Source organism: Petropleomorpha daqingensis, from assembly GCF_013408985.1.
Classification (GTDB): Bacteria; Actinomycetota; Actinomycetes; order Mycobacteriales; family Geodermatophilaceae; genus Petropleomorpha; species Petropleomorpha daqingensis.
Genome location: NZ_JACBZT010000001.1, coordinates 4,794,027 through 4,811,610, shown reverse-complemented (window position 1 = coordinate 4,811,610; position 17,584 = coordinate 4,794,027). Strand labels below are relative to the sequence as shown.

Here is a 17,584-nt window from a genome sequence, read left to right as displayed (position 1 = left end):
CCATCGACCTGCGCAGGATGCGCCCGTGACGACCACCGAGCGGTCCGCGTCCACCACCCCCGCACCGCGCACCCGGCCCGGCCGTGCGGTCGACCGCACGATCAGCCGGGTGCTCAAGCTGCCGCGGGCGACCGGCGACTACACCGTGCGCCGCGCGGTCCCGGTGCCCATGCGCGACGGTGTCGACCTGCTGGCCGACCACTACGCCCCGACCGGCCCCTCGCACGGCACGGTCCTGGTCCGCGGTCCGTACGGTCGCGGCGGCCCGTTCCCGCTGCTGTTCGCCCGCGTCTACGCCGAGCGGGGCTACCACGTCGTCCTGCAGAGCTGCCGCGGCACGTTCGGGTCCGGCGACGTCTTCGCCCCGATGCAGCACGAGATCGACGACGGTGCGGACACCGTGGCCTGGCTGCGCGAGCAGCCGTGGTTCGGCGGGCGTTTCGCCACCCTCGGCCTGAGCTACCTCGGCTTCACCCAGTGGGCGCTCATGACCGACCCGCCGCCGGAGCTGGCCTGCGCCCTGGTGATGGTCGGGCCGCACGACATGTACGAGAACGTGCACGGCGGTGGCTCGTTCAAGCTCAACGACTTCCTCGGCTGGAGCGACATGGTCGCGCACCAGGAGGAGGGCAACTTCGTGAGCGGTCTGGTCCGGCAGGCGCTCGCCGTGCGCCGGCTCAAGCCGGGGCTGGACGAGGTGCCGCTGCTGGAGGCGGGCGAGCGGGCGTTGGCCGGCGGGGCCCCCTGGTACCGCGACTGGGCCTCGCAGCGCGAAGGCGACCACCCGCACTGGACGCCGATGCGGCTGACCGCGGCGCTGGACCGGGTGCAGGTGCCGGTGCTGCTGTTCGGCGGCTGGCAGGACCTGTTCCTGGAGCAGACGCTGGAGCAGTACGCGCACCTGCACGACCGGGGCCTGGACGTGGCGCTGACCATCGGCCCGTGGACGCACACCGAGATGCTGTCCAAGGGCGCGTCGCTCACCACGCACGAGACCCTCGACTGGCTGGCCGAGCACCTGGCCGGCACGGGCACCCGGCAGCGGCCGGCTCCCGTGCACCTCTACGTCACCGGCGCCGACGAGTGGCGGAACCTGCCGTCGTGGCCGCCGGCGACCACCGAGCGGGTGCAGTACCTGCAGCCCTTCGGGGCGCTCGGCGACGAGCCTCCGGCCCCGGACCTGCCACCCTCGACGTTCACCTACGACCCCGCCGACCCCACGCCGACCGTCGGCGGCCGGCTGCTCTCGCCGGACGGCGGCTACCGGCGGCAGGAGAAGCTCGAGGCGCGGCCCGACGTCCTGACCTTCACCGGGCCGGTGCTCGACGCACCGCTGGAGGTCATCGGCGTCCCGGTGGTCGAGCTCGCCCACACCACCGACAACCCGCACGCCGACCTGTTCGTCCGGCTGTGCGAGGTCGACGCCAAGGGCCGCTCGCGCAACGTCAGCGAGGCCTTCCGCAGGCTCCACCCCGCCGCGGCCAGCCGCGTCGTCCGGCTCGAGCTGGACGCGACGGCGCACCGGTTCCCCGCCGGGTCGCGGCTGCGGCTGCAGGTCGCCGGCGGCTCGCACCCGCACTGGGCGCGCAACCTCGGCACCGGCGAGGACCCGGCGACCGGCCGGGAGAGAAAGCCGTCGCACCGCACGATCGCGCACGGTGATGGCGGCATCTCGCGCCTGGTGCTGCCCGTGTCGGCGGGGTAGGGGAGCAGCATGCCGACCTACGACGTCAACAAGAGCGCTGTCACCCACGCCCGGAAGCTGATCGACGCCGGCGACTACGACGACACCACCGAGTGGTCCGACGCCGCCCCCTCGACCGAGGAGGGCAACGAGGTGCTGGAGAAGAAGGGCTGGGACGAGTTCGCCGCCTGGCACCTCGCCGTCGACCCGGACGCGAACGAGGAGACCAAGGCCCGCTACGCCTTTCCGTACGGCGACTTCCGGAAGGTGAACCGGGCCGCGCTCATCCACGCCAAGCAGCGCGCCAGCCAGAACGGGCACGACGCGATCGAGAAGGCGGCCGGCGACCTGCTCGACCGCCTCGACGCCACGAGGGGCTAGTTACGCCAGCACCCAGAAGTTCTCGCCGCGCTCGGCCTCCAGCTCCGCCAGCTGCTCGCGGTGGATCTCGCGGACCCGCGCCGGGGTGATCGCCTCGGCCGGGTCGACCTCCTCGATCTGCAGGCTCGTCTTGTCCTCGTAGAGGTGTTCGCCGGCGAGCCGGGCGTGCTCGTCGTACGGCCAGATGAACGCCTGCCGGCTCGACACGTGGTACAGCCGGTCGGGCTGCTCCACCTCGTAGCCGATGGCCTGCAGGTCCGCACCGCGCGCCAGCTGGTGGAAGGTGATCTCGTCGGCCACGCCCCAGTCGCCGACGGCGATCCGGTCGTCGGAGTGCCACAGCACGGCGTCGCCCACCGAGTTGTAGAACGCGAGGACGCCGTCCTTGCCCTCGATCACGGCCGGGTTCGCTCCCCACGTCACCCGGTAGACGGGGTGCTCGACCATCATGTCGGGCGCGACGATCGTCTCGAACTCACCGGCGCCCTCCAGGTGGACGTGCCGCCACCAGTTGAGCAGGATCGCCCGCTGCAGCGGGCTCGTGGTCCGGTCCAGCAGCTCGGCGGTCGGCCGCATGCACTCGTACACGGCCTTCTCGAAGCGGTTCACGACGGTTCCTCCCAGGGACGACGGCGGTGCTCCCTCCACTACCCCGGGGTGGCGCGACGCGAAGCGGGCTGATCCGCCGTCAGGAGGCGTCGGCCTCCGGCGGCGGGGTCGACGCCGGCGGGACGGCGAGCAGCGCCGCGACCCGCTCGTGGAACAACCGCCAGCGCCGCTCGTTGTCCTGCACCAGCCCGGCCGACTCGCCGAGCAGGTCCGCCGAGCGGGCGATGAGTTCCGCCGCCGAGTGCAGCAGCCGGGGCGTCCGGGCAGCGGCGGTCGCCTCGGCGTCCACCCGGTCCAGGACGTCGGCGGCCCGCTCGAGCAACCGGCCGACGACGACGGTGGTCGCGGCGGCCTGCCAGTCGTTGGCGATGATCCGGTGCCGCTCACCGAGCAGGTCGTCGAGCGCGGCGATCTCGAGGATCGCGCCGGCCGCCGTCCACGAGGACTGCATGGCCTTGGCCATCCACTCGCCGGTGGCGATCGCCTCCTCGCCGAGGGTGCGCACTTCGAGGCGCAGCGCGGCCAGACCGGCGGGTTCGCCCTGCCCCTCGAGGAAGAGGACGCCGTCGAGCTCGGCGGCCGCGCGGTCGGCCACCTCGTGCAGCGTGCCGGCATGTCGCTGGAGCACCACGGCCTGCTCGCGCGGTCCGGCGGCGTAGAACTTCTCGTGCTCGCGGTGGAACTCCGCGAGGTTCTCAACGGTGTGCAGCAACAGGGAAGGAGGCTCGGCTGCCACGGCCATGGCCTAGTGTCCTCCCGCCGGAACGACACCGGCCAGAGTCGAATGCCCTCAGCGGTGCGCGGAGACGCCGGGCGGCCGGTCGCGCTCCTCGCCGTGACCCCAGTCCGAGGCCAGCGGGAGCAGCAGCACCGTCGCCAGCGCCGCGACGGCCAGGCTGAGGAGCACGAGGGCCAGCCGTCGGCCGCCGCCGGACACCCGCTCGGGCAACCCCACGTGCGCCCGCACCCGGCGGGTGGTCAGCGCCAGCGCCGGAACCAGCCGGGCCAGCACGTGCAGGCCGGCCACGATCGCGAAGACGACGAACATCGCCTGGTGCAGGCCCACCCAGTCGATCGCCGCCGCACGGCTGCGCTCCTCGCCGAGCGCGATGAGCACGATGCCCGTGCCGAGCAGGGCCAGGGTCGCGGCCACCACCAGCGGGCCGAGGACGCGCAGGAGCAGCGGTGGCGGGCCGGCCTGGCGGTAGGCCCGCGCGCCGGCGTAGTAGCGGACGATCCGCCAGCCGGTGCTCGCCGTCTTGAGCAGCGCCGGCGGGATCAGCAGCACGCCGAGGGCCACGTGCCAGCTGATCAGCCCGCGGACGTCGAGCAGCGTCACCAGCTCGGCCGCGAAGAGGACCAGCAGCACCAGCCCGGTCCACGCGGTGAGCCGGGCGTTGCCGGCCGGACCGCCGCTGCCCGGCAGCACGGGGTCGTGCCGGTGGCCGCGGCCGACCGCCTCGGCAGCCACCAGTTCGGCCTCGGTGCGCAGACGTTCGGCGGACGACACGGCCCGGACCATGCCCAGGTTGCCTGTCGGGAACCTGTGCCGGGCCTGTGCGCTCGGGCCGCTCCCTGCCGGTCACCCGGTAGGCGGCAGGATGACGGCATGGCTGCTCGGCTGGTGCCCACGTCCGGTGTGCTCGGCTTCGCGGGGCGGATCACCGCCCCCGAGGACAACGGGACGGTCCGGAGCAGCGGACTGCGACTCGCCGGCGCCCCGCTGCCCGTCGTGGGCACCGTGCGCATCTACACCTGCGGCATCACCCCCTACGACGTCACCCACCTCGGGCACGCCGCGACGTTCGTGTGGTCCGACGTCCTCGGCGGCGTGCTGGGCGCGATCGGCGTGGACGTGGTGACCAGCCGGAACGTCACCGACGTCGACGACGTGCTGACCCACGCCGCAGCCGTGCGCGGGCGCTACTACGACGAGTTCGCGCTCAGCCAGGAGTTCCTGTTCGAGCGGGACATGCAGGCGCTGCGGGTGCACCGGCCGACGCACGCGCCACGAGCTCGGCACCACGTCCCCCACGTCCAGCACCTGGCCGTCGCGCTGCTGGCGGCCGGCGCCGCCTACGAGCGGGACGGCGCGGTGTACTTCCGCGGCGCCGGCATCGCCGAGCGGGCCGGGCTGGACCGCGACCGCGCGCTCGAGCTGGCCGCCGCGTTCGGCGACGACCCGACCGATCCGCGCAAGGACGACCCGTTCGACGTCCCCGTCTGGCGGCCCTCGGGCGAGGCCGACCCGGCGTGGCCCAGCCCGTGGGGGTGGGGCCGGCCGGGCTGGCACGCCGAGTGCGCGGCCATGGCCGCCGCCACGCTCGGCCTCACCGTCGACGTCCTGGTCGGCGGCGAGGACCTCACCTTCCCCCACCACGCCTACCAGGCGGCGATGGTGGAGGCCGCCGTCGGGGTGACCCCGTTCGCCCGGCGGCAGGTGCACGTCGGCGCGGTGCGCAAGGACGGTACGAAGATGGCCAAGTCGACGGGCAACCTCACGCTGGTCGCCGATCTGCTCGAGTCGTACACGCCCTCCGCCGTCCGGCTGATGCTGCTCGACCGGCCCTATGGCTCGGCCTGGGACTTCGACCCGGCGCTGCTCGACGGGGCGGCTGCGCGCGTGGAGCGGCTCTACGCCGCCGCCGGCCGGGTCGGTGGGGACACGGGGCACGACGCCGTCCTGACGGCGCTGCTGGACGACCTCGACGTCCCGCACGCCCTCGCCGTCGCGGAGGAGGAGGGCGGCGCCGCCGCCCGGTTCCTCCTCCGCGTGCTGGCCCTCGACTAGGCCGGAATTGGGGTCGGGGCGTAGGCGAGCAGTCGCCAGTCGCCGCCGCTGCGCGTCCAGACGGCGATCGCGAGGCAGTCGATGTTCTTGCGGACGCCGCCGCTGGTCAGGTCAGCGGTCATCCGGCCGACCACCACCGCCGCGTCGTCGGCGACCTCGACGCGCTCCACCGGGTGGTCGATCCGGTGGTAGACGTAATAGCCCTCGCGGAGCTTCGCGAAGTACTCCGCCTTGGTGTCGCGGACGCCGTTGGAGTGCGTGTAGCTCAGCTCGTCGGTGCACAGCGCGTCGAGGGTCTCGAGGTCGCCGTCGAGCATGGCCTGGTAGCGGCGGTCCTCGGCGGCGAGGACGGCCTGCGCGTCGGTGGTCACGACCGGATCATGCCGGGGCGAGCTCGCGGGCGAGCAACGGCAGCACCTCCTCGCCGACCCGCCACGCCTCCTCCAGGTGCGGGTATCCGGAGAGGATGAACTCGTCGAGGCCGATCGCGGCGTACTCGGCGATCCGCTCGGCGACCTGCTCGTGGCTGCCGACCAGCGCGGTCGCCGCCCCTTCGCGGACCAGCCCGATGCCGGCCCACAGGTTCGGGGCGATCTCCAGCGACCGGGCGCCGTCGCCCACCGCGCCACCGTGCAGCGAGGTCATCCGCGCCTGACCGACGGAGTCCATCCGCGCGTAGCGCGCCTGCGTCTCGGCGATCGCGGACGCGGGCATGCCGGCGAGCATCCGGTCGGCCTCGGCCCACGCCTCCTCCTCGGTATCGCGGCTGACCACGTGCAGCCGAATGCCGAAGCGCAGCTCCCGGCCCTGCGCGGCCGCCTTCTCGCGGACCCGGTCGATCCGCGGCGCGGCCATGGCCGGGGGCTCGCCCCACATGAGGTAGCGGTCGACCCAGCGGGCGGTGACCTCCTCGGCGGCGGGGGAGGCGCCGCCCAGGTAGATCGGCGGCGTCTCCTCGAGCGGTTGGGTCAGCCCGGCGCCCTCCACCTGCACGTGCTCGCCGGAGAAGTCGAACCGCTCGCCGGGCCAGCAACGACGGAGCACCTCGAGGAACTCCCCGGTGCGGGCGTAGCGCTCGTCGTGGTCGAGGAAGTCGCCGTAGGCGCGCTGCTCGACCGGGTCGCCGCCGGTGACGATGTTGAGCCGCAGCCGCCCGCCGGACAGCCGCTGGAAGGTGGCCGCCTGCTGCGCGGCGAGGGTCGGCAGCACGAAGCCGGGCCGGAAGGCGACGAGGAACTCCAGCCGCTCGGTGACCGCGGCCAGCGCGGAGCAGACCACCCACGCGTCCTCGCAGCCCGAGCCGGTCGGGGTGAGGACGGCGCCGAAGCCGCTCTGCTCGGCGGCCTGGGCGACGGCGGTGAGGTACTGCAGCGTCGGCCGGCGCCTGAGGGCGGCGGCGTTGTGCCCGCGGTCGGTGGTCGCCGGGCCGACGTCCCGGCTGTCGCCGCGGGTGGGCAGGAACCAGTGGACCTCCACGAGCTCAGCCCCTCCGGATCGCGCGGGCGGCGTCGACCTGCGGCTTGGCGACCGCCAGCCACGGGTCGAGCTGCGCGGGGTCGTCCCAGACCTTGTCCATCAGGTACAGGCCGCGGGTGGGTGCGGTGGCGCCGAGCTCGACCAGCACCGGCTTGAGCAGCAGCTCGGGGGCCAGGAAGTGGGTGGGTCCGCCGCCGAGCATGAGGGGGACGGCGACCACGCCGGCCAGGTCGCCGGTGCCGATCTGGTCGAGGAAGAGCTTGAGCAGGCCGGTGTAGGTGGCCTTGTAGGTCGGGCTCGCGACGACGGCCACCTCGGCCGCCTGGAGCGCGGCGACGGCGTCCTCGACCGCGGGGTCGCCCCACCCCAGCAGGCCGGCGCCGAGCTCGATGACGTCGACGACCCGGTCCGGCGGCGCGCCGGTGAGCCGCTCGACGACGAGCTCGGCAGCGCTGCGCGTGCGGGAGTGCGGCTTCGGGTTGCCGACGACGGCGATCGTGCTCACCCCGCCAGTAAACAACACCAATTCGATGGAGTTTGACCGGATTCACCCGCCGTGCGAGTCTGTGCGCAGGTCACGAGTGCCAGCGCGAAGCCCCGGCTCGCTGGCCGGCAACCCTCCTCCGCGATGGGGTGCCCCGGGTGACGACCTGGTGGCTGCCGTCCGGCAGTCGCAAGCGCGGACCCGCCTCCTCGGGTCCCCGGCCCGTTCGGAGTGCTCGCATGTCTGCCGCCGTCCTGTCCTGTCGTCCCACCGCCGCGGCCACGGCGCCGCTGCTGCCGCTCGTCGGTGCCGACACCCGGGTCCCCCTGGTGCCCTCGGGGACCACCCGGTACGTCGACCTCGATGCCGCGGCCAGCGCGCGGGCGCTGGAGTCGGTCGCCGCGCGGGTGCAGGAGGCGCTGCCGCTGTACGCGAGCGTGCACCGCGGCGCCGGCTACCTCTCGCAGGTGTCGACCGCCCTCTACGAGAACGCCCGCGCGACGGTCGGCGCGTTCGTCGGGGCCCGTCCGGACGACGTCGTCGTCATCACCCGGCACACGACCGACGCGGTCAACCTGCTGGCGGGGTGCGTGCCCGCCGGCGCCGCGGTCCTCGTGCTGGACTGCGAGCACCACGCCGACCTGCTGCCGTGGCAGCGCCGCGGCCCGGTGACGGTGCTGCCGACCGGTGCGACCGTGGTCGAGACCCTGCGCGCGATCGGCGACGAGCTGACCCGCCGCCCGTACGCGCTGGTGGCGGTCACCGGGGCGTCGAACGTGACGGGGGAGTCGCTGCCGCTGCCGGAGGTCGTGGAGCTGGCGCACGCCGCCGGGGCGCGGGTCCTGGTGGACGGCGCCCAGCTCGTGCCGCACCGCCGGTTCTCGCTGGCCGGCTCCGGTGCCGACTACGTGGCCTTCTCCGGGCACAAGACCTACGCGCCGTTCGGCGCCGGGGCGCTGGTCGGCCGCCGCGACTGGCTGGACGCAGGGCCTGCCTACCTCGCCGGCGGGGGAGCGGTGGCGTCGGTGACGGTGTCGTCGACGGAGTGGGTGCCCGCGCCGCACCGGCACGAGGGCGGTTCGCCGAACGTGCTCGGCGCGGTGGCGCTGGCCGCGGCCTGCGACGCGCTCGCCGCGCTGCCGGCCGGGGCGCTCGAGGCGCACGAGCGGGCGCTGCGGACCCGCCTGGTCGAGGGCCTCTCGGCGCTGCCCGGCGTCCGGGTGCTGCGCATCTGGGCCGACTCGGCCGAGCCGACCGGCGTCGTCTCGTTCACCGTGGCCGGGCACGACCCGGGGCTGGTGGCCGCGGTGCTGTCGGCCGAGCACGGGCTCGGGCTGCGGGACGGGCGCTTCTGCGCGCACCCGCTGCTCGCGCGGCTGGGTGTTCCCGGAGGAGCGTTGCGGGCGAGCGTCGGGGTGGGCAGCACGCTCGCCGACGTCGACCGGCTGCTGACCGCCCTCGCGTCCCATCTCTCGGTAGGGCCCCGGGCCGAGTACGCGCTGGTGGACGACCGGTGGCAGCCGGTCGACGACCCGCGTCCGGTGGCCGACCCGCTCGCCCTGGCGCGCGCCGCGGGCTGCGGTCCCGCGGCCGCCTGAGCCCGTCGGGCAGGCTGTCCGGTGTGTTGATGGGTGCCGACGCGGCCAGCGCGTTCCTCGTCGGGCGGCTCGCGCTGGAGGGCCGCACCCCGCGCGTCGTGCTCAAGGCGTCGACCCGCGGGCCGCTGCGGGGAACCGCGGTGCACGTGTTCGCGGTGGCGGACGACCGGCTGTGGCTCGTCCAGCCGCGGCTGCTGGGCGAGCCGGCGATCGCGTCCGTGCCGCTCGGCGACGTCGCCGGGGGCTCGGTCCTGCCAGGGTCGCCGCCGGTGGTGGAGCTGCGGCTGGGCGGCCGGACGGTGCGCTACCGGGCCCTGGAGGACCTCGACAGGTGCGAGGAGTTCGTCGCCGCGCTGAGCGGCTGAACGGGCGCAACGCTGGGTAAGGACGGTGCGAACGGGGACCACTGCTCAGAGGAGAGGCACCGTCATGGAGATCATCGGAGTTCTCGTCGCAGGCCTCATCATCGGACTGCTCGGCAAGTTCGTCGCGCCGGGCGACCGGGACAACATCCCGCTGTGGCTGACCCTGCTGTGCGGCATCGGGGGCGTGCTGATCGGTTACTACGTCGCTGCTGCGCTCGGGGTGGAGGCCACTCCGGGCATCGACTGGATCCGGTGGATCATCAGCATCGTCCTGGCGGCGATCCTCGTCGTCATCGCGGCCACGGTCACCGGACGGCGCAGCGGCCGACGGGTCTGACGTCGACGACCGTCGACACCGGTTCGGCATGAACAGGGACGACGTGCTGCGCTGGGTCGCCGGATACGAGAGTGCGTGGCGGGCGGGCGACCTCGGCGAGGTCGCCCGCCTGTTCACCGAGACGGCCGCCTACCGGCGCTCACCGTACGAGAAGCCCCTGGTCGGCCATGCGGAGATCCAGGAGTTCTGGACCGCCGACGAGGGCCGGACGTTCACGGTGACCGCCGAGCCGGTGGCCGTGGACGGCCGCGCCGCGGTCGTCCGGCTGGAGGTGCGGTACGGCGATCCGGTGACGCAGGAGTACCGGGACCTCTGGGTGCTGCGCTTCGCGGCTGACGGTCGCGTCGAGGAGTTCGAGGAGTGGGCGTACTGGCCCGGCAAGCCCTACACGGCCGAGGCGTGATGCCTCACATGTCGCGGTAGCGCACCGCGGCGGCCAGCATCTCCTTCAACTGCTCGGCGGTGAGCCGGCCGCCGGGGCCGTCGCGGTCGCCGCTCGGGCCGAAGTACGGCTGAACGTACGCCGCGGTGTCGCGCTGGAACCGCCAGCCCTCCGTGAGCGGACCGGCGTCGTAGGCGTCGTAGCCGAGGGAGTCCAGGAACTCCGCCACGGTCCGCTTGGCCGCCTCGTCGTCGCCGGCGATCGGGAGAGCGGACCGGGAGGGGTCGTCGGCCGGGCGCTGCAGCGACCCCAGCTGCTTGAAGAAGATGTTGTTGAACGCCTTCACGACGTGCGACTCCGGCAGGTGGGCCTGCAGCAGCTCGCTGGTCGTCGTCGACTCGTCGTCCAGCTCGGCGATCTGCCCGTCGCGCTGGGGGTAGTAGTTGTTCGTGTCGATCACGACCTTGCCCCGCAGCGGCTCCACGGGCACGGCCCGGTAGGCCTTGAGCGGCACGGTCACGACGACCAGCTCGCCGGCGGCCGCCGCTTCGGCCGCGGTGGCCGCGCGCGCGTGCGGCCCGAGCTCGTCGACGAGCTCGGTGAGCGTCTCCGGTCCGCGACTGTTGCTGAGCACCACGTCGTGGCCGGCGGCGACCGCCAGCCGCGCCAGGGTGCTGCCGATGTGTCCGCTGCCGATGAGTCCGATCGTCGTCACGTACGGCGCCAACGCGCGATCGACGTCGGCATTCCCCGTCAGCCCGGCGGGGTGAACTGGCTGAGGGTCAGTTCGGCGCCCTGGGGGTCGCGGACGCGCGCCGTCCGCGTCCACAGATTCTCGGCGGCGCTCAGCACGGTCGCCCCCAGCTTCTCGGCGCTCGCCGCGGCGTCGTCCCGGTCGGCCACGGAGAACGTCACCGACCAGTGCGGCTCGTCGTCCACCAGCAGGCCGCCGATCACGTCGGCGAACCCGGGTGGCGCCGTGGCCTGCCGCTCGTGGATGCCCGGGTCGACCGTCGCCGCCAGGTGGTCGCCGTAGCCCGGCACCTGGAGCATGGCCCCGGCCCCGGCCGGCAGCTCGGTGGTCCGCCAGCCGAACAGCGCACCGTAGAAGCCCAGGGCGCGGTCCCGGTCGGGCGTGTGCAGGTCGCTGAAGTTCCACGCCCCGGGCACGTTGACCAGCTGCGCACCCAACCGGCGCCGGGCCTGCCAGAGGCGGAACTCCGCGCCCAGCGGATCGGTGCACGACGCCCAGCGCCCGCCGGGCCCCGCGTCGGCCGGGGCCATACCCACCCGGCCGCCGAGGGCCGGCACCGCGGCGGCCGCGGCATCGGTGTCCTCCACGGCGACGTAGGTGTTCCAGGCCGCCGGCCGGTCGCCGATCGCCGGCGCCAGTGCCGCGACGTCCTGACCGTCGAGCGTCGCCACCAGGTAGGTGTCGTCCATGCCCGGCGGCACCACGTCGGTGAGCGTCCAGCCGAGCAGGCCGGCGTAGAAATCCGCCGCGGCCTCGACATCCGGCTGCTCGGTGTCGACCCAGCAGGTCACCCCGGGGGGATAGGTGCGTGCCATGCCCGGACGCTAGCCGCGACCACCGACAGGTCCGGTTGACGGCGCACGGCAGTGGGGGAAGGGTCCGCGACGTGGACGTCGACGTGGTCGTCGAGATCCCGAAGGGATCGCGCAACAAGTACGAGTGGGATCCGCAGTGGAACCGGATCCGCCTCGACCGCTGCCTGTTCACTGCCACCGGCTATCCCGGCGACTACGGCTTCGTGCCCGACACCCTCGCCGAGGACGGCGAGCCGATCGACGTGCTGCTCATCCTCGACGAGCCGACCTTCCCGGGGTGCGTGGTCAAGGCGCGGATCATCGCCGTCTTCTGGATGCGCGACGAGTCCGGCCCGGACGCCAAGCTGCTCGGCGTCCCGGCCGACGACCCGCGCTGGGCCCACTACCGCGAGCTCGAGGACGTGCCGATGCACCGGATCGCGGAGATCTGGCACTTCTTCGACATCTACAAGCAGCTCGAGCCGGACAAGAAGACCGAGACGGGCCGCTGGGACCGCAGCAAGGAGGCCGTGGCCGCGCTCGAGGAGGCCCGCCGCCGCTTCGCCGGTCAGCCCACCGCCGACGGGACGGGCTGACCGGCGCGCACCCCGAGCGCGAGGTCGGCGAGCACCTGGCCGATCTCGCGCGCAGGCGTGCGCCCGCCGGCCCCCGCGGTGACCACCACCGGGCCGATCCGGTCGACCACGAACTCGCCGGTCGGCGAGGGCCCGGCGGCGCCGAGGAGCTCCGACGCCGTCGCGCCCACCGCCACCACTGCCGCCCGGGCCCGCACGGTCGCCCCGGTGGCCTGCCGCACGAGCACCCCGCCGTCCGGCGTCGCCACCACCGCCTCGACGCGTCGGTGGTGCCGGACGACGGCGCCGTGGTGAGCGGCCGCCGCCAGCAGGGCGGAGGCCTCGCTGACCTGACCCGGGCCGAGTCGCTCGAGCAGCACCACGCCGGCGCCGCGGCGGGCCAGCGCCCAGGCGGCGGCGGAGCCCAGCACTCCGCCGCCCACCACGACGACGTCGGTTCGCCGCGGCGTCCCGAGCCCGACCGGGGTCACGAGCCCACCGGCGGGTTGACGACCGGCTTGTCGACGGCCTCGTCGGAGAGCCCCCACCGGGCGAGGGTCTTCGCGTAGCTGCCGTCGTCGAACGCGTGCTGCAGCGCCGCCTCCACCGCGTCGACCAGGCCGGTGCCCTTGAGCACCGTGCCCGCCACGTACGTGGTGTTGGGCCAGCCCGCGTTGACGGTGCCGACGACCGTCACCTTGCCCTGCGTCTGCTGGTAGACGGCGTTCGGGTTAGGGCCGAGGTAGGTGTCGATCCGGCCCGACTGGATGGCCAGCAGCGCGTCGCCGGCGTTCTGGTAGTACTCCAGCGTCGCGGGCTTCTCGCCCTTCGCCTCGAGCTCCTTGTTCCAGTCGAGCAGGATCCGCTCCTGGTTGGTGCCCGAGCCGACGGCGATGGTCAGCCCCGAGATGTCCGCCGAGTCCTTGATCGTCAGCGTGCTGTCCGGGGCGGCGGTGAACGCCATGATCCCCTCGCGGTAGGTGGCGAAGTCGAACAGCTTCAGCCGGTCGGCGTTGACCCCGACGTTGCTGAACACCGCCTCGATGTCGCCGCTCTGCAGCGACAGCGGCCACTGCTCCCAGGAGATGTTGCGGACGTCGAGCTGCAGGCCGAGCGACTCGGCGACCAGCGAGGCGATGTCGACCTCGCTGCCCACCACCGTCGAGTTGTCGTCGGCCAGGAAGCCCAGCGGCGGCTCCCCGGTACCGACGACGCCGACGGTGAGCTTCCCGTCGGCGGCGACGTCGGCGGGCACCAGTGCCGCGGCGTCGGCGTCCTTCTTCGTGTGCACCCGGTGCGACTGCTCCGGGCTGGTGTCGATCTCGACGACCTGGGTGCCGGACGACGACGCGGCGGCCGCCCTCTGGTCGCTCTCGATGTCCGCCGAGCTCGTGCACGCAGCGGCCAGCACCGCCACGGCGGCCAGGACGACGGCGAAGGGTCGGATCCTCATGACGTCTTCAGCCCCGGCGGGTTGGTCTCGGACTTCTCGATCGACTCGCTGGTGAGCCCCCATCGCTTCAGCACCTTCTCGTAGCTGCCGTCGGCGATCGCGCCGTTGAGCGCCTCGGTGATGGCCGGCGCCAGGCCGTTGCCCTTGGCCGTGGCGACGGCGATCTCGGCGGTGTCGGGCCAGCCGCCGTTGAACTGCCCGACGACCGTGAAGTCATCCGGCTTGGTCGCGGCCTTGTAGGCGGCGGTGGCGTTGGGGCCGAAGGTCAGGTCGATCCGGCCGGACTGCAGGGCGAGCGTCGTGTCGGAGTCGTTCTGGTAGTACTGCACGTCCACCGGCTCGAGGCCCTTGGCCTGGTTCTCCTTGTCCCACTCGAGCAGGATCTTCTCCTGGTTGGTGCCCGAGCCCACCGCGATGCGCAGGCCGGCGACGTCCTCCGGCTTCTTGATCCTGATCGTCGAGTCGGCCGCGGCGAGGAAGCCCAGGGTGTCGACCCGGTAGGAGGAGAAGTCGAAGAGCTGCTTGCGCTCCTCTGTGACGGTGACGTTGGAGATGGTCACGTCGACGTCGCCGGACTGGGTGGCCAGCGGCCAGTTCTCCCACGCCGTCGGCACGATCTCGAGCTTCAGGCCGAGCGCATCGGCGATCAGCTGGGCCGTGTCGGGGTCGCTGCCGATGACAGTGGCGTTGTCGTCGGCGTAGAAGGCGAGCGGGGCGCTGTACGCGCTGGTCGCCACCTTCAGGACGCCGTCGTCGACGACGCCGGGCGGCAGCAGGTCGATCGCGGCCTGGTTCTTCGGCGTGTGGATGCGGTCCTGGTCGGGGCTGGTGTCGACGACGAGCGCGGACGGTCCGGCGGACGCCGACGCCGCGGTGTTCTCGATGTCGCTGGAGCTGGTGCACGCGCCCAGCGCCAGCGCTGTGGCGGCAGCCAGGACGGCGACGAAGGGTCCTCGTCTTCTGCGCGTGATCACGGTGTGGTTCTCCTTCTGACGGGCGCACGGGCGTGCGCCACTGACGGGCGGCGCGGGCTGCGCCGTCCGGGGTTCGGGGGGTGGGGACTACAAGACGCGGGCCAGGAAGGCCTTGGTCCGTTCGTGCTGGGGGTCGTCGAGCACCTGCTCCGGCGGCCCGGACTCGACGATGCGTCCGTCGTCCATGAACACGACGCGGTCGGCCGCCCGGCGGGCGAAGCCGATCTCGTGGGTGACCACGATCATCGTGGTGCCGTCCTCGGCGAGCTTCTCGATGACCGCGAGCACCTCGCCGACCAGCTCCGGGTCCAGCGCCGACGTCGGCTCGTCGAACAGCAGGACGGCGGGCTTCATCGCCAGCGCACGGGCGATGGCCACCCGCTGCTGCTGCCCGCCGGACAGCTGCCGGGGGTAGGCCTTCTCCCGGCCGCCCAGCCCCACGCGGGCCAGCAGCGCCCGTGCCTCGGCCTCGACCTCGGCGCGCGGCCGGCCCTGCGCCGAGACCGGTGCCTCGACCACGTTGGCCAGGGCGGTCAGGTGCGGGAAGAGGTTGAAGGACTGGAAGACGAACCCGAACCGGGTCCGCTGCCGCAGCAGCTCCTTCTCCTTGAGCTCGTGGAGGTTGTTCCCCTTGCGGCGGTAGCCCACGAGCTCGCCGTCGAGGGCGACGAACCCCCGGTCGACCTTCTCCAGGTGGTTGATGCTGCGCAGCAGCGTCGACTTGCCCGAGCCGGAGGGACCGAGGATCACCGTGACCGTGCCCGGCTCGACGACGAGGTCGACCCCGTGCAGCACCTCGACCCCGGCGTAGGACTTGCGCACGCCGTGCACCTCCACCCGGCCGGGCCGGGTCGCCACCGCGGTCACCGGGCGATCCCGCGGACGCGCGTCAGGCCGGCGGTGAGGTTGCCGCGCAGCCGCTGCAGCGGCGTCGGCGGCAGGGTGCGGACGGCGCCGCGGGCGTAGTACCGCTCGACGTAGTACTGGATCACCGTGACGACGGTGGTCAGGACGACGTACCAGATCGCGGCCACGACCAGCATCGGCAGCACCCGCTGCGTGCGGCCGTAGATGACGCTCACCGTGTAGAACAGCTCGCCCAGCGCCAGCACGTAGACGATCGACGTGCCCTTGAACAGGCCGATCACCTCGTTGACCGCGGTCGGCACGATCGAGCGCATCGCCTGCGGCAGCACGATCCGGGTCGCCTGCCGTCGCCGTGGGATGCCCAGCGACGCGGCCGCCTCGTGCTGGCCCTGGTCGACCGACAGGATCCCGGCGCGCACGATCTCCGCCGAGTACGCCGCCTGGTGCAGCCCCAGCCCGAGGATCGCGGCGCCGAACTTGTCGATCAGCGACAGCGTGTCGAAGGAGAAGAAGCTCGGCCCGAACGGGATGCCCACGTCGAGGCTCTTGTAGAGGTAGGCGAGGTTGTACCAGAGCAGCAGTTGCAGGATCAGCGGCACCGAGCGGAACACCCAGGTGTAGCCCCAGCTGACCGCCTGCAGCAGCGGCGAGCGGGACAGCCGCATGAGCGCCAGCACCGTGCCGAGCGCGAAGCCGAGCACCGCGGTGATCAGCGTGAGCTCGATCGTGGTGAGCACACCGTGGACGATCGAGCGCTCGGTGAGGTAGGCGCCGACGATGCCCCACTCCCACCGCGGGTTGGTGATCAGCGAGTGCACCACCATCGCCAGCAGGACGGCGACGAGAGCGGTGGCCACCCAGCGGCCGGGGTGCCGGGCCGGGACGACCGTGAGCGTGTCGTAGGGCGTCCCCGCGGGAGGTGCGGCGACCTCGGGACGGGCGTCGAGGAGAGTCATGCGAGGTCCTTCTCGAAGGCGTAGTGGCGCTCGCCCGGGGGCAGGGCGCGCAGGGATTCCAGGTCGGTGGGGCGGGGACGGGCCGGGTCGAACAGCGGCGTCCAGCCGGCGGCGAGGTAGAGGGCCTTGGCCTCGGGCTGGCGCGGGCCGGTGGTCAGGTACATGCGCGTGTAGCCGCGGTCGGCGGCGCGCCGCTCCAGCTCGGCGAGCACCCGGCGGGCGAGGCCGCGGCGGCGGTGCGCCGACGCGGTCCACATCCGCTTGACCTCGGCGGTGTCGGGATCGGGGTGCCGGCGGTAGGCGCCACCGGCGACCGGGGCGCCGTCCTGGAGCAGCAGGATCAGCTCCCCGTGCGGCGGGAGGAACTCGTCGGCGGGGTAGCGGGTGAGTTCCTGGTCCGCCCCGCCGAACAGATCGCCGTAACGGGCGTCGTACTCGAGCGCGAGCTCGGCGAACAGCGGCGCGGCAAGGGGGTCGTCGGGGGAGACGCGCTGCACCTGCAGCGCGGGTTCGAGAGTCGTCACGGGTGCTCCGGAGCAGGGGCGACCGCGGGCACAGCGGTGCCCGGGCGCGGAGGAGGAAGAAGGGAGGAGGCGGCGCGTCAGCGACAGAGCGCGCTGTCGGTGCGCAGCAGATCGACGGTCGGCCGACCGACCAGGTCGACGGACACGTGCCGCTGGATCGCGTGCGGTCCCACGGGGAATGCGCTCCTCGGTCGAGTACTGCGGGTTGCGGACGCGTCGTGCGTCCGCCAGGTCGTCACCCGGGGCACCCCGCCGCAGTGGGGGGTTGCCGGCCAGCGAGCCGGGGCTTGTTGCTGGCGCTCAGGACCTGGGCGGACGATAGGACGAACCCGGCATACACGTCAAATCCGATCGGTTTGGTAGACATTGCACCGGGGAACGAAGTGCCGTCGGAGACCTCCGCCGGCCCCGAGCGGGAGGAGGTGCCCCGTGGACCGGACGGTTCTGGCCTCGCGGCGGCACGTCGACCTGCTCCGCACCGCCAGCGCCCAGTGTCGGTCGTCGCGATGCCCTCGCCGTGCCCGACGTCCTGCCCTGGAGCTGCGCCCGTGTCCCACCCCGCCCGTCCCCGTCTGACCTC

23 protein-coding genes and 2 riboswitches are annotated in these 17,584 nt (G+C 73.4%); of the genes, 9 read left to right on the top strand and 14 right to left on the bottom strand.

What is annotated here, in order from left to right:
• The first annotated feature begins 25 nt into the window (after nt 1-25).
• Nucleotides 26-1,705 (top strand): CocE/NonD family hydrolase, encoded by a 1,680-nt coding sequence (locus tag GGQ55_RS23730; protein WP_218859413.1) that lies wholly within the window; start codon nt 26-28, stop codon nt 1,703-1,705.
• Nucleotides 1,706-1,714: 9 nt separating this feature from the next.
• Nucleotides 1,715-2,065, top strand: coding sequence for a hypothetical protein (locus GGQ55_RS23725; protein WP_179721039.1), 351 nt, complete (start codon nt 1,715-1,717; stop codon nt 2,063-2,065).
• On the opposite strand, the gene GGQ55_RS23720 is transcribed toward GGQ55_RS23725, so the two are convergent.
• The 3 genes from GGQ55_RS23720 to GGQ55_RS23710 all read right to left on the bottom strand — a co-directional run bounded on the left by GGQ55_RS23720 (nt 2,066) and on the right by GGQ55_RS23710 (nt 4,184).
• Entirely contained in the window at nt 2,066-2,674 is a 609-nt protein-coding gene (locus GGQ55_RS23720) for a hypothetical protein (protein ID WP_179721037.1), read from the bottom strand.
• 79 nt (nt 2,675-2,753) lie between these two features.
• Complete coding sequence (locus GGQ55_RS23715) at nt 2,754-3,416, bottom strand: hypothetical protein (protein ID WP_179721035.1); 663 nt, start codon at nt 3,414-3,416, stop codon at nt 2,754-2,756.
• Between the two features lie 48 nt (nt 3,417-3,464).
• Nucleotides 3,465-4,184 (bottom strand): hypothetical protein, encoded by a 720-nt coding sequence (locus GGQ55_RS23710; protein WP_179721032.1) that lies wholly within the window; start codon nt 4,182-4,184, stop codon nt 3,465-3,467.
• Between the two features lie 99 nt (nt 4,185-4,283).
• Here GGQ55_RS23710 and GGQ55_RS23705 point away from each other — a divergent pair, with 99 nt between their 5' ends.
• Complete coding sequence (locus tag GGQ55_RS23705) at nt 4,284-5,465, top strand: class I tRNA ligase family protein (RefSeq protein WP_179721030.1); 1,182 nt, start codon at nt 4,284-4,286, stop codon at nt 5,463-5,465.
• On the opposite strand, the gene GGQ55_RS23700 is transcribed toward GGQ55_RS23705, so the two are convergent.
• The 3 genes from GGQ55_RS23700 to GGQ55_RS23690 are packed head-to-tail and all read right to left on the bottom strand — an operon-like array spanning nt 5,462 to nt 7,446.
• Entirely contained in the window at nt 5,462-5,836 is a 375-nt protein-coding gene (locus tag GGQ55_RS23700) for a nuclear transport factor 2 family protein (RefSeq protein WP_218859412.1), read from the bottom strand. The genes GGQ55_RS23705 and GGQ55_RS23700 overlap by 4 nt on opposite strands.
• 7 nt (nt 5,837-5,843) lie before the next feature.
• A complete protein-coding gene (locus tag GGQ55_RS23695) occupies nt 5,844-6,941 on the bottom strand; it encodes an LLM class flavin-dependent oxidoreductase (protein WP_179721028.1) in 1,098 nt (365 codons plus the stop codon).
• Nucleotides 6,942-6,945: 4 nt separating this feature from the next.
• Nucleotides 6,946-7,446, bottom strand: a complete 501-nt coding sequence (locus GGQ55_RS23690; RefSeq protein ID WP_179721026.1) for an NADPH-dependent FMN reductase — start codon at nt 7,444-7,446, stop codon at nt 6,946-6,948.
• A gap of 68 nt (nt 7,447-7,514) precedes the next feature.
• A riboswitch (SAM riboswitch) is annotated at nt 7,515-7,627 on the top strand.
• Nucleotides 7,628-7,664: 37 nt separating this feature from the next.
• Here GGQ55_RS23690 and GGQ55_RS23685 point away from each other — a divergent pair.
• The 4 genes from GGQ55_RS23685 (at nt 7,665) to GGQ55_RS23670 (ending at nt 10,128) form a co-directional block, all read left to right on the top strand.
• A complete protein-coding gene (locus GGQ55_RS23685; protein ID WP_179721024.1) occupies nt 7,665-9,023 on the top strand; it encodes an aminotransferase class V-fold PLP-dependent enzyme in 1,359 nt (452 codons plus the stop codon).
• 29 nt (nt 9,024-9,052) lie between these two features.
• Nucleotides 9,053-9,388, top strand: a complete 336-nt coding sequence (locus GGQ55_RS23680) for a hypothetical protein (RefSeq protein ID WP_179721022.1) — start codon at nt 9,053-9,055, stop codon at nt 9,386-9,388.
• Between the two features lie 64 nt (nt 9,389-9,452).
• Nucleotides 9,453-9,725 (top strand): GlsB/YeaQ/YmgE family stress response membrane protein, encoded by a 273-nt coding sequence (locus GGQ55_RS23675; RefSeq protein WP_179721020.1) that lies wholly within the window; start codon nt 9,453-9,455, stop codon nt 9,723-9,725.
• A 28-nt stretch (nt 9,726-9,753) separates the two neighbouring features.
• Nucleotides 9,754-10,128, top strand: a complete 375-nt coding sequence (locus GGQ55_RS23670) for a YybH family protein (protein WP_179721018.1) — start codon at nt 9,754-9,756, stop codon at nt 10,126-10,128.
• 4 nt (nt 10,129-10,132) lie between these two features.
• Here GGQ55_RS23670 and GGQ55_RS23665 read toward each other — a convergent pair whose 3' ends face one another.
• On the bottom strand, nt 10,133-10,822 hold the full coding sequence (locus GGQ55_RS23665; protein ID WP_179721016.1) for an NADPH-dependent F420 reductase: 690 nt from the start codon (nt 10,820-10,822) through the stop codon (nt 10,133-10,135).
• 38 nt (nt 10,823-10,860) lie between these two features.
• Entirely contained in the window at nt 10,861-11,676 is an 816-nt protein-coding gene (locus tag GGQ55_RS23660; RefSeq protein WP_179721014.1) for a VOC family protein, read from the bottom strand.
• A gap of 71 nt (nt 11,677-11,747) precedes the next feature.
• On the opposite strand from GGQ55_RS23660, the gene GGQ55_RS23655 reads away from it, so the two are divergent.
• On the top strand, nt 11,748-12,251 hold the full coding sequence (locus GGQ55_RS23655; protein WP_179721012.1) for an inorganic diphosphatase: 504 nt from the start codon (nt 11,748-11,750) through the stop codon (nt 12,249-12,251).
• On the opposite strand, the gene GGQ55_RS23650 is transcribed toward GGQ55_RS23655, so the two are convergent.
• From GGQ55_RS23650 to GGQ55_RS23625, 6 genes are all read right to left on the bottom strand, one after another.
• Nucleotides 12,224-12,721 (bottom strand): FAD-dependent oxidoreductase, encoded by a 498-nt coding sequence (locus GGQ55_RS23650; RefSeq protein ID WP_179721010.1) that lies wholly within the window; start codon nt 12,719-12,721, stop codon nt 12,224-12,226. The two genes, GGQ55_RS23655 and GGQ55_RS23650, sit on opposite strands and share 28 nt — an antisense overlap.
• Entirely contained in the window at nt 12,718-13,683 is a 966-nt protein-coding gene (locus GGQ55_RS23645; RefSeq protein ID WP_179721008.1) for an ABC transporter substrate-binding protein, read from the bottom strand. The genes GGQ55_RS23650 and GGQ55_RS23645 overlap by 4 nt, the downstream gene beginning before the upstream one ends.
• The gene (locus GGQ55_RS23640; RefSeq protein ID WP_179721006.1) at nt 13,680-14,657 is read right to left on the bottom strand and encodes an ABC transporter substrate-binding protein; all 978 of its coding nucleotides are present in this window, start codon (nt 14,655-14,657) and stop codon (nt 13,680-13,682) included. The genes GGQ55_RS23645 and GGQ55_RS23640 overlap by 4 nt, the downstream gene beginning before the upstream one ends.
• A gap of 87 nt (nt 14,658-14,744) precedes the next feature.
• Complete coding sequence (locus GGQ55_RS23635; protein ID WP_179721004.1) at nt 14,745-15,524, bottom strand: amino acid ABC transporter ATP-binding protein; 780 nt, start codon at nt 15,522-15,524, stop codon at nt 14,745-14,747.
• Complete coding sequence (locus GGQ55_RS23630; RefSeq protein ID WP_179721002.1) at nt 15,521-16,480, bottom strand: amino acid ABC transporter permease; 960 nt, start codon at nt 16,478-16,480, stop codon at nt 15,521-15,523. Before GGQ55_RS23630 ends, GGQ55_RS23635 begins: the two co-directional genes overlap by 4 nt.
• On the bottom strand, nt 16,477-17,004 hold the full coding sequence (locus tag GGQ55_RS23625; protein WP_179721000.1) for a GNAT family N-acetyltransferase: 528 nt from the start codon (nt 17,002-17,004) through the stop codon (nt 16,477-16,479). Before GGQ55_RS23625 ends, GGQ55_RS23630 begins: the two co-directional genes overlap by 4 nt.
• 196 nt (nt 17,005-17,200) lie before the next feature.
• Nucleotides 17,201-17,312, bottom strand: a riboswitch (SAM riboswitch).
• A 121-nt stretch (nt 17,313-17,433) separates the two neighbouring features.
• Between GGQ55_RS23625 and GGQ55_RS28640 the strand changes: the two genes are divergently transcribed.
• On the top strand, nt 17,434-17,580 hold the full coding sequence (locus GGQ55_RS28640) for a putative leader peptide (protein WP_366490105.1): 147 nt from the start codon (nt 17,434-17,436) through the stop codon (nt 17,578-17,580).
• The last annotated feature ends 4 nt before the right edge of the window (nt 17,581-17,584 follow it).

Coding starts and splice junctions, on each gene's coding strand:
- GGQ55_RS23725 (WP_179721039.1), top strand. CDS start 1,715: ATGCCGACCTACGACGTCAACAAGAGCGCTGTCACCCACGCCCGGAAG.
- GGQ55_RS23715 (WP_179721035.1), bottom strand. CDS start 3,416: ATGGCCGTGGCAGCCGAGCCTCCTTCCCTGTTGCTGCACACCGTTGAG.
- GGQ55_RS23705 (WP_179721030.1), top strand. CDS start 4,284: ATGGCTGCTCGGCTGGTGCCCACGTCCGGTGTGCTCGGCTTCGCGGGG.
- GGQ55_RS23685 (WP_179721024.1), top strand. CDS start 7,665: ATGTCTGCCGCCGTCCTGTCCTGTCGTCCCACCGCCGCGGCCACGGCG.
- GGQ55_RS23680 (WP_179721022.1), top strand. CDS start 9,053: ATGGGTGCCGACGCGGCCAGCGCGTTCCTCGTCGGGCGGCTCGCGCTG.
- GGQ55_RS23675 (WP_179721020.1), top strand. CDS start 9,453: ATGGAGATCATCGGAGTTCTCGTCGCAGGCCTCATCATCGGACTGCTC.
- GGQ55_RS23670 (WP_179721018.1), top strand. CDS start 9,754: ATGAACAGGGACGACGTGCTGCGCTGGGTCGCCGGATACGAGAGTGCG.
- GGQ55_RS23660 (WP_179721014.1), bottom strand. CDS start 11,676: ATGGCACGCACCTATCCCCCCGGGGTGACCTGCTGGGTCGACACCGAG.
- GGQ55_RS23645 (WP_179721008.1), bottom strand. CDS start 13,683: ATGAGGATCCGACCCTTCGCCGTCGTCCTGGCCGCCGTGGCGGTGCTG.
- GGQ55_RS23630 (WP_179721002.1), bottom strand. CDS start 16,480: ATGACTCTCCTCGACGCCCGTCCCGAGGTCGCCGCACCTCCCGCGGGG.